At 50.5% G+C, this 12,291-nt stretch carries 13 protein-coding genes and 1 tRNA gene; 10 read left to right on the forward strand and 4 right to left on the reverse strand.

The window, feature by feature from the left end; genetic code table 11:
- Nucleotides 1–4 precede the first annotated feature (4 nt).
- The 7 genes from QF669_00620 (at nt 5) to QF669_00650 (ending at nt 5,824) form a co-directional block, all read left to right on the forward strand.
- Nucleotides 5–961, forward strand: a complete 957-nt coding sequence (locus QF669_00620) for an acetyl-CoA carboxylase carboxyltransferase subunit alpha (protein MDP6455949.1) — start codon at nt 5–7, stop codon at nt 959–961.
- Nucleotide 962: 1 nt separating this feature from the next.
- On the forward strand, nt 963–1,379 hold the full coding sequence (locus QF669_00625; protein MDP6455950.1) for a thioesterase family protein: 417 nt from the start codon (nt 963–965) through the stop codon (nt 1,377–1,379).
- Nucleotides 1,369–2,091 carry a queuosine precursor transporter gene (locus QF669_00630; GenBank protein ID MDP6455951.1) on the forward strand — a complete coding sequence of 241 codons (723 nt, stop codon included), beginning with the start codon at nt 1,369–1,371 and terminating at the stop codon, nt 2,089–2,091. Before QF669_00625 ends, QF669_00630 begins: the two co-directional genes overlap by 11 nt.
- A 162-nt stretch (nt 2,092–2,253) precedes the next feature.
- Nucleotides 2,254–3,612: a thiolase domain-containing protein gene (locus QF669_00635; protein ID MDP6455952.1), complete on the forward strand. Its 1,359-nt coding sequence runs from the start codon at nt 2,254–2,256 to the stop codon at nt 3,610–3,612.
- Nucleotides 3,613–3,614: 2 nt separating this feature from the next.
- Nucleotides 3,615–4,169, forward strand: a complete 555-nt coding sequence (locus QF669_00640; GenBank protein ID MDP6455953.1) for a Zn-ribbon domain-containing OB-fold protein — start codon at nt 3,615–3,617, stop codon at nt 4,167–4,169.
- Nucleotides 4,170–4,218: 49 nt separating this feature from the next.
- Nucleotides 4,219–5,556, forward strand: a complete 1,338-nt coding sequence (locus QF669_00645) for an FAD-binding oxidoreductase (GenBank protein ID MDP6455954.1) — start codon at nt 4,219–4,221, stop codon at nt 5,554–5,556.
- Nucleotides 5,557–5,566: 10 nt separating this feature from the next.
- Nucleotides 5,567–5,824 carry a cupin domain-containing protein gene (locus QF669_00650; GenBank protein MDP6455955.1) on the forward strand — a complete coding sequence of 86 codons (258 nt, stop codon included), beginning with the start codon at nt 5,567–5,569 and terminating at the stop codon, nt 5,822–5,824.
- Nucleotides 5,825–5,941: 117 nt separating this feature from the next.
- On the opposite strand, the gene QF669_00655 is transcribed toward QF669_00650, so the two are convergent.
- Complete coding sequence (locus QF669_00655) at nt 5,942–6,937, reverse strand: zinc-dependent alcohol dehydrogenase family protein (protein MDP6455956.1); 996 nt, start codon at nt 6,935–6,937, stop codon at nt 5,942–5,944.
- 152 nt (nt 6,938–7,089) lie between these two features.
- On the reverse strand, nt 7,090–8,919 hold the full coding sequence (locus tag QF669_00660) for a peptidylprolyl isomerase (GenBank protein ID MDP6455957.1): 1,830 nt from the start codon (nt 8,917–8,919) through the stop codon (nt 7,090–7,092).
- Nucleotides 8,920–9,162: 243 nt separating this feature from the next.
- On the opposite strand from QF669_00660, the gene QF669_00665 reads away from it, so the two are divergent.
- On the forward strand, nt 9,163–10,188 hold the full coding sequence (locus QF669_00665) for a zinc-binding dehydrogenase (GenBank protein MDP6455958.1): 1,026 nt from the start codon (nt 9,163–9,165) through the stop codon (nt 10,186–10,188).
- Nucleotides 10,178–10,864, forward strand: coding sequence for a uracil-DNA glycosylase (locus tag QF669_00670; protein MDP6455959.1), 687 nt, complete (start codon nt 10,178–10,180; stop codon nt 10,862–10,864). The genes QF669_00665 and QF669_00670 overlap by 11 nt, the downstream gene beginning before the upstream one ends.
- 3 nt (nt 10,865–10,867) lie before the next feature.
- Here QF669_00670 and QF669_00675 read toward each other — a convergent pair whose 3' ends face one another.
- Nucleotides 10,868–11,014, reverse strand: coding sequence for a hypothetical protein (locus QF669_00675; GenBank protein ID MDP6455960.1), 147 nt, complete (start codon nt 11,012–11,014; stop codon nt 10,868–10,870).
- A gap of 156 nt (nt 11,015–11,170) precedes the next feature.
- Here QF669_00675 and QF669_00680 point away from each other — a divergent pair, with 156 nt between their 5' ends.
- Complete coding sequence (locus QF669_00680; protein MDP6455961.1) at nt 11,171–12,085, forward strand: exopolyphosphatase; 915 nt, start codon at nt 11,171–11,173, stop codon at nt 12,083–12,085.
- Between the two features lie 49 nt (nt 12,086–12,134).
- Here QF669_00680 and QF669_00685 read toward each other — a convergent pair.
- A tRNA-Ala gene (locus QF669_00685) sits at nt 12,135–12,207 on the reverse strand.
- Nucleotides 12,208–12,291: the final 84 nt, after the last annotated feature.

The raw sequence follows: 12,291 nt of genomic DNA on the forward strand, positions 1-12,291 counted from the left end.
AACCGTGGCTGACTTTATCCTCGATTTCGAAAAACCGATCGTTGAGCTTGAGAATAAGATCAAGGATCTGAAAGAGATCAACTCTGAGGGCGAGGCCGATCTCGACAGCGAAATAGGGCATCTGGAAAAGAAACACGCCAAGCTCGTGAAGAAGACCTACACAAAGCTCAGCCGCTGGCAACGGGTGCAACTGGCGCGACATCCCAAACGTCCTTACTCATTTGATTACATTGAAAGAATCTCAGACAGTTTTATCGAGCTTCACGGTGATCGACACTTCGCTGACGACAAATCGGTCATTACGGGGGTCGGTCTTTTAGATGGGCGGCAAGTGGTTTTTGTTGCGCAACAAAAGGGGAAGAATACAAAGGACAATCTTTTCCGCAACTTTGGTATGTCACGTCCCGAAGGTTATCGGAAGGCGCTTCGTATCATGAAAATGTCGGCAAAATTCAGACGTCCCATCATCTGTTTCGTTGATACACCCGGTGCCTATCCTGGGATGGGTGCTGAAGAGAGAGGGCAGGCCGAGGCGATCGCCAGGAATATGATGGAAATGTCGATCTTGCCGGTGCCAATTGTTGTTGTGGTAATCGGTGAAGGGGCTAGCGGTGGAGCTCTGGGTATCGGGATGGGGGACCGTCTGCTGATGCTGGAAAATACGTGGTTTTCTGTAATCAGTCCGGAAGGGTGCGCTTCGATTATCTGGCGTGATTCCAGCAAAGCGGAAATAGCGGCTGACGCTATGAAAGTAACTGCACAGGATATGTATGATATGGGGATCTGTGACAGAATTATCACAGAGCCGCTGGGTGGAGCCCATCGTGATTATGACGGTATCGCTGAAGAGGTCAGAAAGGCGATCAATGAAGAGCTGGATGTTCTTGAACAGATTGAGCCAGAAGAGCTGGTAGAACGCCGCATAGCCAAGTACGATCGCATCGGCGTGTGGGAGGAATGATGTGATCAGCGTCGATTTTCCAGTACGGGTGATCTATGCTGATACGGACATGATGGGGCGGGTCTACTACAGCCGCTTTTATGAGTACTTTGAAGCTGCCCGGTCACATATGCTGAGGGAAATGGGGCTGCCTTACTTGGAAGTGGAGAAAAGTGGCACTTTTCTGCCGGTGCTGCAAAGCCACTGTGAACACAAAAGCTCTGCCACATTTGATGATATCCTGACCATAAGGACAATCATTCAGACTATGCCTACGGCGAGATTTAGGATTGACTACAAGGTGTTCAAGGAGGCCAAAGCGGAAATCGTTGCGGAAGGTTATACTGTTCATGCCTTCATAAATAGAGACGGTCATCCTGTAAGACCTCCGAAGATAATCTTGGACGTACTGAAGGCACACTGGAACGATGATGAGTAACGAACTACTCTTCATCATTCAGACAATTGTGGGACTTCTGTTTACACTCATAGCTTTCCGAATGGGGCGGCATTGGCTCTACGGCTATGTTGGCGTCTGTATTGTTCTGGCAAACATATTTGTCACCAAACAGATTACGCTGTTCGGCCTGGCCGCCACTGGGGGAAATGTGGTCTACGGTGCTGTTTTTCTTGCCACTGACTTGCTGGCTGAGCATTACGGAAAAAAGGCCGCTCGGGAGGCGGTCTATATCGGTTTTTTTGCCGCTGTCTTCTACACGGTCATGTCGCAACTCATTCTCTTCTTTTCGCCGAGTTCCGATGATTGGGGAGCGGCAGCAGGAATGAGCTCCATTTTTTCGGCTGCGCCCAGTATCATCATTGCAAGTCTTACAGCATACCTCGCCTCACAGCTTCACGATATCTGGGCGTTCCACTTCATCCGACAGAAGACGCAGGGACGGTTTCTGTGGCTGAGGAACAATCTCAGTACATGGGTGAGTCAGCTTATTGACTCTATCCTCTTTTCCTTCTTGGCCTTTTTGATTCTTCCACAGCTTATCTCTGATTCTACCAATGCGCTGCAATTCGGGACTGTGGTTCAGATCGTCATTTCAACTTATCTGCTAAAGATTCTAGTGGCGGCGATTGATACGCCGTTCATCTATCTGAGCTATGCTCTGAAAACGCCTCACGTCGTAGCGAAAGTGTAAATTCTGATCTACGGCTGCGTTTTACTCATAGAGCCGTTGAGCGGTAATTCCCTTGAGGTTTTCACGGAACATTGCAATATTCATCATGTTTATTAACACGTTATTTAGATTAATCTATCACTCTCTTGATCAAGGCAGATCAAAACTGAACTAGGAGATATCATGAGACCGGTTTACGCAGTAACAGGCGGCGTCAGCAAGTTCACCAAGGCCCGCCCAGACAAGACGTTTCAGGCCGTCGTCAAAGAGGCCTATGACTACGCCCTCGAGGATATAGGAATGGAGCATCCCCAGTTCATCGAGTTGGTGGACGGTTCCGTCGCGTCGTATTTCTCGGATCACTTCACTCGCCAGCTCATGGCGGGCATTATGGTGCAGGACTATCTTGGTCTCTGCCCGAAGCCAGGGCATCGCGTGGAAGGGGGCGGTGCCACGGGCGGCATCTGCTTTCAGGAGGCGTGGAAGCAAGTAGCGTCGGGATACATGGATGTCTGCATCGCCTACGGCTTTGAGACCATGAGCCACGTCAATACTTGGAAAGGAAACGAATTCATAGCCCTGGCGTCGGACGTCAGTTTCGATTATCCCGTGGGTGGTTTCTACTCGGGCTACTACGCTATGATGGTGACGCGCCATATGAAGGAGTTTGGCACCACCGTGGAGCAGATGGCACACGTCTCTGTGAAGAATCACATGAACGCTTACCACAATCCTTACGCTCAGAAGCGATTAAAGCTGACGGTGGAAGATGTGAGAGAATCTCCCATGGTGGCGTGGCCTCTCACTAGGCTCGACATCTGCGTCATGAGCGACGGCGCCGCGGCTGTCGTGCTGGCCAGCGAGGAAGGTCTGGCGAAACTGGAAAAAGCCTCCGGTCAATCAGTGCCGAAAGTAGTGGTGGGCGGCATCGGCAAGGGTACCGACGCCATGCGGATGGCTGACAGACCCCATCAGGACTTCGACGACTTCAGGAAGCGCAATCTGCTTCCCTGTGAAGACAACGACGACGACAAGGCGTACTATCGTCAGCTGTGGGACAAGGGATTCCGCTATCCGGGTATCCACTCTTTCCGTGCCGGCAGGATGGCGTCGAAAGAGGCATATGCCAATGCGGGTATCACTGATCCTCTGAAAGAGCTCGATTTTATCGAACTGCACGACGCCTATACATCCTCGGAAATCCAGACATACGAAGACATGGGACTGTGCCGTTACGGAGAGGGAGGTGATTTCGCTGAGAGCGGAAAAGCTTTCGTATCAGGAATTGACTACGGACTTGATCTTGTAGATGAGGTGCTTTGTCCGGTGAATCCCTCGGGTGGACTCATCGCCTGCGGTCATCCGGTGGGGGCAACGGGGCTTATGCAGGCGGTTTTTGCTATCTGGCAGCTCCAAGGCACCATCGGCAAGCATTTCGGCGATGACGCCCTCCAGATCAGGGACGCCCGCAAGGGAGTCATTCACAGTCACGCCGGTACCGGGACATATGTGACGGTCTCGATTCTTGAAGGGGAGGCATAGCCATGAGCGAAAAGAAGACGATTACAGTGAAGATGGCGGAAACCGACGATGGCACCGTCCTTTTCAACACACCGTTTCCCACTACACTAGATGAAGAGACGCTGGCTGCGCTGAAGCATCAACAGCCGATTATTATCAAGCAGCCGTATCAGATTGACTATATTCATTCTTTCGGTCAGGACTCGCCGTGGTTCTCCGGTCTGGCAAACAAGCACCTTCTTGGCAATCGAGATTCCGAATCGGGCTACACCTACGCCCAGCCGAGGGGACACGATATGTACTCCGGTTCAGAGACCGATTGGGTTGAGCTTCCGGCGGAAGGGAGAGTTCATGCGTTCACCGTCTGTCACTTCGGCTCAGAGGAGTTTTTGCCCGAAACGCCGTTTATCCTGGCGCTGGTGGAGTTCGATGGCGTGGACACACTCCTATTGACGCGGATACTCGGCTTGGATCCTGACGCAGCCGCCCTCGATTGGATCGGAATGGAAGTGGAAGCGAAATTCAAACGCCTGTCGAAGATGAAGCCGACGGATGTGTACTTCGTGCCGAAGGGGTGAAAATCTCAAAACTTGAAGGTTTGCCGGACCTTCAAGTTTTGAATATTTCATGAATGATTTCCGCGAAAAATCGTTCTGGCTTGAGGGGGGTGACTATTCTGCAAATCCTACATTAGATTCCTCACAATCATCTGATGTGTGTATCATTGGCGGGGGATTCACCGGCCTCTCAACCGCCTTTCATCTGAAACAGTTAGACCCCGCACTTAAAGTTATCCTTTTGGAGTCCGATGTCATCGGTTACGGCGCCAGCGGCCGCAATGGCGGCTTCGCTATGACACTCTTTGGGCTGACCCTCAGTATCACGTCGGTCTTGTTCGGGAAGGAGAAGGCGGCCCAAGCTCACCACTACATGGAACAGGCCGTCGATTTCGTTGATGAGATCGTTAAGAAACATAACATGGCTTGCGACTACGAGCGCAATGGTTTTCTCCGAGTCGCGACGACAGAAAGCTTCGTCAAACGGATCAGGCATGAGATTGACAAAGCGAATGAGTTAGGACTAGAAGGCATCTCGTGGCTGGACAAGGATGAGTTAGCGGAGCAAGTCCGCTCGCCGCTCTACTTGGGTGCATGGTGGGAGCCGAGGTGTGCCATAATCAATCCCGCAAAAATGGCTCGGGAGTGGAAGCGGATCGCCGAAGCATCCGGCGTCGCGATCCACGAAGGGACGCCAGTGGAGTCTGTGATCAGAGATGGTGCCATTACTGTCAAGACATCGAATGGTTCCGAAGTCACGTGCGAAAAGGTAGTCTTCGCCACTAACGCCTGGAGCCACTTCTTTCCCGAAATCAAAAGCAGACAGGTGCCAGCGTTCACTTATATTGTGTTGACTGAACCACTCAGCGACGAGGAATTTAACCAGATCGGCTGGCAGAACCGGCAGGGGATCGAGGACCCGCGTAACCTCGTTCACTACTACCGTCTCACGGCTGACAACCGTTTGCTCATGGGCGGCTCCGACGTAGGATTAGTTTTCGGCATGAATATGGATCGTGACAGGAACGACCGCATCTTTCAGGATCTGGAGGAAGATATTGGGGAAATCTTTCCCGTGCTGAAGGAGAAGCAAATCACTCATCGCTGGGGTGGACCCGTCTCCGTGACCCTCGATATGGCGCCGGCTATCGGTTTCATCGGCAAAGACGAGAGAGCAGTCTACAGTCTGGGCTGCATCGGTCACGGCGTTTCCATGACGCAGTACAACGGCTGGACATTGGCAGAGATGCTGCTGGAAAGGGAGTCTGAACGAACAGATGTCTTTTTCGCTGGTCGGAAGCCAATCCCGTGGCCGCCGGAGCCTCTAAGGTTCGGCCTGGTGAGCGGCATTCGGGGTTACATGCGGCTCGAGGATGCGTGGTACGAGCGGAAGATGCTGAAGGATTGATGCAGAACTGATGATTGAGGTTTGTAAGCCTACTGACTCGGAGATCGAAGAGATGAAGTCTTGGCCCATCTGGGAGTGTGAGCCGTCGCAATTCCCGTGGCAATACTCCGGGACGGAAACGTGTTATTTGCTTGAAGGTAGAGTTAAGGTGTCCACCAATGACGGGGAAGTGGAATTCGGCGCCGGCGACAAGGTTGTGTTTCCTGACGGTCTATCATGTACATGGACTGTAATTGAGAAGGTCAGAAAACACTACAATATCGAATGAACTTCTCTGCGTCGAGGTCGGAAGACCTTGATGGATATGGCATCTGATTAACGGGACATATCGAACCCGGCGTGATCTTCTCTGACTACGCTGTAGTACCAGTCACAGAGGAGTGAATCAAATCTTCAGGACTGCCGCGCCGTTGAATCTACTTTCCTTCAGGTCCCTCAGAGCCATATTGGCGTCATCCAGCGGATAGACTTCAATCTCGGTCTCGATAGGGATTTCGGTCGCCAACTGTAGCAGTTCCGCGCCGTCATCGAAAGTAGCGTTGGCCGCGGTTGTGATTGTCCGTTCACCGTATAGCAGGTCATAGGGGAATTCGGGAATGGGCGTCATGTGAATACCGGCAGACGCGACTGTACCACCCTTCCTGACACGCTTCAGTGCTTCCACCATCAGCCATCCCGCGGGAGCAAAAACGAGGCTTGCATCCAGATCAACACCAGGATCATCTTCGGCCTTTCCTGTCCAGACTGCCCCTAATTTTTCGGCGTGACACTGATGCTCCTCACTGCGAGTGAAGACGTAGACGTCGCATCCCCAGTGCCTGGCGACTTGGATCGTCACATGGGCGGAAGCGCCGAATCCGTACAGCCCCAGCTTCTGTTCTGGTTCAACGCCGCTCTGCTTCAGAGTCCGGTAGCCGATGATGCCAGCACAGAGGAGCGGGGCGGACTGCTCTGTCGGGAGGTTTTCGGGAATCCCGTAGACGAACTGCTGCGGAACAACCGCGTACTCGGCATAGCCTCCATCAACATGGAGTCCCGTGAAACGGGCTTTATCGCACAGATTCTCGCGGCTAGACTTACAGTGATTACATACTCCACAAGTGGAACTCATCCACGGAACACCGACAGAATCTCCCACGGCGAATCCCGCAACGTCGGAACCGACAGCCTCGATGGTACCTACGATCTGATGGCCGGGAACGAGGGGTAGGCGGGGTGTGTTTAAATCGCCTTCAACAATATGAAGATCGGTTCGACAAACGCCGCATACATTTACTTTAATACTGACTTCCTTTTTGCCAGGGGTGCGCAGCGGGATATCATCATTATACAGTCGATCCGTGTTGATCGACCCGGACTCGCTGAGAAGCATTGCTCTCATCAGAATGTATTCCTTCGTTGCGTAGACAAGGGAAATGTAATAAAGGCTGATGGTACCGTTCCAGTTTTTATCTGGAAAGGTGTGGATCGTCAGAAGTGTTAAAGGATCTTAATGAGAGCCTGAGGCCTTTTTGAGAGGAGGTACAAGGTCATTCAGAAATAGTACTTTCGATTATCTTCAATGTCGGCTTCACTCTTGATCTTCTGAAGCCACGATGTGATGGCCTGATTTTCCCGTTCGGAAAGCATATCCTTCTGAAGGACTGTCTTCTTCACTTCCCAATCGATACTGTCAAACTCGTCCCTGTCTTCGTGTTTAACGATAGCGTAACCCCTGGCCAGCTCAACGGGTGTTAGAATATCTCCGGGTTCTGACGTGAGCAATGCCCCGACGAGAGCTGTGCTCCTGCCGATGCCCTGAAACGTGCCGTTAAGTTTAGCCGTTACAGGTCCTACGAATTCTACCTTCTCATTGTAGCGAGCCTCTGATTCAAGTGAGGTGCCCGCGCTGATACTGCCGTAGAGAGAGTCAGCAAGCTGTTTGGCGCCAGCCATCTGCTTCTCAACCTTAAGCTGATTTGTAATCTGGTTCTTCACTTCGCTATAAGGTTGTGTACCGGCTACAATAATAGAATCGAGTCTGAATATGGCAAATGAACGGTCTGACTCCAGGATTTCGCTGACGTCACCTATTTCGCTGTCAAACGAAAAGCGGACAGGAGATAGAAAGTAACCAAATCCCGGCAAAAATGTTGTATTCTCGTTTAACGGTTGGAGGGGAGTCGCTTCTAGTGTGTTCATCTCAAGCGCTCTATTATAACCGAAATCTTCGATGTCAAAGGAAAACTGTTCAGCTTGATTACGTATATTCTCACTGGTCGTTGGACCCATTTCAACTTTCAGCAAGATGTGACTGGCAAGAACCTCTTCCTTGCCATCGGTATCCCGCTTCTCACGTACCCAGATAATGTGGAAACCGAAACTCGATTCTACAGGACCGACAATATCGCTAGCTTCTGTATTGAATGCTGCTTCTTCGAACGGTTTGACCATCTGCCCACGGCTAAACCAGCCGAGATCACCACCGCGTCCCTGACCGTTCGACCCCAGGTTTCCCGGGTCAAGAGAGTAGTCGTTTGCCAAGGCAGCAAACTCGTCTCCCGATTCAATTCTTTCGAGAATATCGGCCGCCTCCTGCATGACGAGGGCAGTGTCCTCCGCAGACGGATTTTTCTCCCACTGAACATAGCTGAGAACTCGTGATTCGTCACGATTATATAGATCAGGATTCATGAAATAATAATTCTCAATATCATCAGCTGTTGGATTGACACTTTCATCATTGAAATTATGCGAGCGGATGACCACTCCCGAGATGGTATAGTTCAGATTTCTTTTGATGTATTCAGCTTTTACTTCTTCTTCAGTAATCCTTGCACTCTCCCGGATCTGATCGAAAAGCATCTGTCGCGGAAGATAACCTCTGACGAACTCTTCTATCGGTCTCCATTCGTCTGCCTGCGGATTTTGAAGCGCTTGAATATATTTCTGGCGATCAAACAGCCCGTCCGTTTGGAAGTCTTCGATAGCCTGAATCGTGGGCGGCGGACTGTTCAGGAGATGGTAGTAGACGTCGTCATCTGTGATGGTGATGTCGTATTCTTTGATCTGTTGATCAATGAGAGTGAACTCCACCAGTTCATCCAGCAGACCGTTGCGGATCTGATCCAGTTGCCTGTCGTCGATTACTTGACCCTGTGCGCGCATCTGTTCCAGGCGATGATTCAGCTGGTAATGAAATTCTTCAGGTGCAATAATCTGACCATTAACAACCGCAATCGCTTTGCGGACATCCGTCTTGCCCAGCAATTGATTAATGATATCTGCGCCGCCCACAAGTCCACCGACCGTCATGCTGCCGAGAAACATGATCAGCAGGAACCACAGAATGAAATGCATCCTGTCGCGCATAAGATTCATCATTCCCATATTCAGTCTTCCAATCGCATTAGATTGATAAAAAAATGCGGCGAAATATAGGGAGAATAGCTACTTTTTCAAACAGTCGAAGAAGGAAATTCAAGGTTAAGGTCAGAAAAACTGAAGTTGGAGGTCAATACTTGGGACATAAAGCGTGGAATATGATGCTGTTATGTAAGTATATCAATTATTCAAATAAGCTACGTTACCGTTTTGGATTCCACTAGACGGCATTAAGGAGGTGAGATGAGACAGGTATGGATACCAAAACACGGCCTGCCAGAAGTTCTGCAGGTGAGAGATGCACCCGATCCGGAGCCGGGTAAGGGGGAAGTCCGTATTGATGTCCATTTTTCAGGTATCAATTTCGCCGATATTCTCGCCCGGATGGGTCTGTATCCCGATTCGCCCAAGGTGCCGTGTGTCATCGGCTACGAAGTGAGCGGGCTGGTTGATAAGGCAGGGGAGGGTATTGATAGTTCGTGGATTGGTAAGCGGGTGGTCAGTTTCACACGGTTTGGCGGCTATTCAAATAAGGTTATTGTAACAACCGGCCAACTGGCTGAAGTGTCGCAGGACGTATCACTGGAATCAGCCGCCGCCTTGCCTGTCAATTATGTTACTGCTTACATCATGATGATGGAACAGGCACGACTGAGCGCGGGCGAAACTGTCTTAATCCACGGCATAGGAGGCGGCGTCGGCATCGCGGTCCTGCAGTTGGCAGCAATTCTGAAAGCTGATGTGATCGGTACTGCTTCTTCAGGCAAGCACGAACGGCTACGCAAGATGGGTGCAGAAAAGCTGATAGACTATCATGATGAAGATTTTGTGAAGAGAACGATGCAGCTGACTGACGGCTGTGGAGTTGATCTTGTCCTCGACCCCATCGGCGGAAAGAACTTCTGGCGCAGCTATCAGTGCCTGCGGCCGTTGGGCAATGTCATCTTCTTCGGCTTTTCCTCCTCCGCTCCGGGAAAGAGGCGCAGCCTTGTGTCGGGCCTGAAGGCCCTTCTATCTACAAAACGCTACCACCCTGTCCGGCTCATGAACGCAAACAAGGGAGTGATGGGGTGCAATCTGGGTCACCTCTGGCGTGAGAGAGAACGGCTGAAGCGCGGAATGAATCAGCTTATGGAATGGCTGGCGGAAGGGAAGATTGCCCCGGTTGTAGATGAAATTTTCCCGTTCGATAAGGCGGCAGATGCCCATCGGTACATCCAGGACAGAAAGAACTTCGGCAAGGTTTTGCTCACTCCTCATGAAAGGTAAGCATAAGGATCTCAACAATGCCATTGTTAAATGCCGGCAATGCCCGCGGCTCGTGGAGTTTCGTGAATCGGTGGCGAAGGCGAAGCGGAAGCAGTTCATGGACTGGAACTACTGGGGCAAACCGGTTCCCGGTTATGGAGATCCCGCGGCGAAACTTATTATCATCGGACTCGCTCCAGCGGCCCACGGCGGCAATCGGACGGGAAGGGTATTCACCGGCGATAAGTCGGCGGACTTCCTTATGCGCTGTCTTTACGATGTGGGCCTGGCGAATCAGCCTAACTCAGATTCCCAGGATGATGGACTTGAACTGTTCAAAACTTACATGACGCCTGTCCTGAAGTGCGTGCCGCCGGGGGACAAGCCCAAATCTGATGAATTGAGCAACTGTTTTCCATTCTTTGAAAAGGAGTTGACTATTCTGGCGAATGCATCGTGCATGCTGGCATTGGGTAAGATTGGTTTTGACGGATGCCTGCATTACTTCAAAGAGCGATATATATTCAAGAAGAAGGATTATCCGTTTGGCCACGGCAACACATACTCGTTCGAATCCGGAATGGAGCTAGTGTCTGCTTACCATCCGAGTCCGCGGAATGTCAACACGGGCAGACTGACCTATGAGGCAATGATTGAACTGCTGGATAAGGTGAAGTTGCTCTCTAAGATTCGCTGATAGTTAGCGCTTCAAATCGCGGATGATTTCGCGACGGGCGTTCCAGCCAGGTGCGCCTGTAATTCCTCCCCCGGGATGCGTACCCGAACCGCACAGATAGAGATTCTTGACATGGGTGTGATACTGCGCCCATCCCGCCACGGGACGCATGAAGAAAATTGATCCAGCATCATTTCTCCGTGGTTGATATTGCCTTCCGTAAGTCCGATTGAAGGTTGTTCAGCTCCAAGATAAATAAATTGGATTACATTGGAACATATTTCTTGTTTTTCGTACATTAGTAAAATAAATGGGAGGTGTATAAATATGAGAGTTATTTACCGCGGTGATCTTGATGGCACTGTCTGTGCCACTATTTTGACTGATCTGGGCATGTGCGATGAGTTATTTCAGGCTCATCCAAAAGATATGCAGGATGCGAAAGTTGATGTAACGGATGAGGATATTATCTGCAATCTGCCATATCACCCAAATTGTCATATGTGGTTCGACCACCATTCAAGTGAAATATCTCGGCCTGATATGCCGTCTGATTTCAAAGGACTTGTGGATGTTGCGCCCAGTGCAGCTAATCTTGTCTATAAGTACTTTTTGCCGGAGCATCCCGAGCTGAAAAAGTACGAAGAACTTGTTCATGAGACAGATCTCTTTGACAGCGCTAATCTGACACTGGAACAGGTATCCGATCCTCAAGATACGATTCTGCTCGGTTTTCTCATCGATCCGCGAACCGGACTCGGATTACACAGGGACTTTTCTATAAGCAATTTCCAGTGGGTATCGCAAATGCCTGAACTTCTTACCGCGAAAAATGTCGATGAGATTCTTGCCATGACAGATACTAAAGAGCGGATTGAGCGTTACAACGAGATGCAAGAAGCAGCATCTGAATTCTACCTCGAAACATCTCATCTAAGTGACAATGTCATTGTTACTGACGTTCGCGGAAAGGATATTCCGGCTGCAAACCGCTTTCTCATTTATACGCTTTCCGGATTATCGCAGGGTAATATATCCGTCCGCATTGCCGATGGGAAGAAGGGTGAGTTCGACACCATTTCGGTAGCCCATTCCATCTTCGTACGCACGTCATCCATCGACAGCGGGGAGCTTTGCAAACAGTACGGCGGCGGCGGTCACAAGGGGGCTGCAACCTGCCAGCCTGTGCTGAAGGACAGCGAACGCGTCTTTCTAGAGATCATCGAGGCTTGTAAAGAGTAGACAACAAACCTGCAATAATACAATAAGCCCCTTCAGAGGGGCTTATTTGTGGAGCTGATCGGGCTCGAACCGACGACCTCTTGAATGCCATTCAAGCGCTCTCCCAACTGAGCTACAGCCCCAAATGAATCATATGCTTTTACTTCAAAGAGCGTACGCCATAGAAGAACAAAGTTAATAAACAGGCTTGGTACAAAGCAAGTTGA

This window comes from Candidatus Neomarinimicrobiota bacterium (genome assembly GCA_030743815.1).
Lineage (GTDB): Bacteria > Fidelibacterota > Marinisomatia > Marinisomatales > S15-B10 > UBA2146.

What these genes read in the sequence shown, in the direction of transcription:
- QF669_00630 (MDP6455951.1), top strand. Translation starts at nt 1,369, where the DNA reads ATGATGAGTAACGAACTACTCTTCATCATTCAGACAATTGTGGGACTT.
- QF669_00635 (MDP6455952.1), top strand. Translation starts at nt 2,254, where the DNA reads ATGAGACCGGTTTACGCAGTAACAGGCGGCGTCAGCAAGTTCACCAAG.
- QF669_00640 (MDP6455953.1), top strand. Translation starts at nt 3,615, where the DNA reads ATGAGCGAAAAGAAGACGATTACAGTGAAGATGGCGGAAACCGACGAT.
- QF669_00645 (MDP6455954.1), top strand. Translation starts at nt 4,219, where the DNA reads ATGAATGATTTCCGCGAAAAATCGTTCTGGCTTGAGGGGGGTGACTAT.
- QF669_00650 (MDP6455955.1), top strand. Translation starts at nt 5,567, where the DNA reads ATGATTGAGGTTTGTAAGCCTACTGACTCGGAGATCGAAGAGATGAAG.
- QF669_00655 (MDP6455956.1), bottom strand. Translation starts at nt 6,937, where the DNA reads ATGAGAGCAATGCTTCTCAGCGAGTCCGGGTCGATCAACACGGATCGA.
- QF669_00660 (MDP6455957.1), bottom strand. Translation starts at nt 8,919, where the DNA reads ATGATGAATCTTATGCGCGACAGGATGCATTTCATTCTGTGGTTCCTG.
- QF669_00665 (MDP6455958.1), top strand. Translation starts at nt 9,163, where the DNA reads ATGAGACAGGTATGGATACCAAAACACGGCCTGCCAGAAGTTCTGCAG.
- QF669_00670 (MDP6455959.1), top strand. Translation starts at nt 10,178, where the DNA reads ATGAAAGGTAAGCATAAGGATCTCAACAATGCCATTGTTAAATGCCGG.
- QF669_00675 (MDP6455960.1), bottom strand. Translation starts at nt 11,014, where the DNA reads ATGCGTCCCGTGGCGGGATGGGCGCAGTATCACACCCATGTCAAGAAT.
- QF669_00680 (MDP6455961.1), top strand. Translation starts at nt 11,171, where the DNA reads ATGAGAGTTATTTACCGCGGTGATCTTGATGGCACTGTCTGTGCCACT.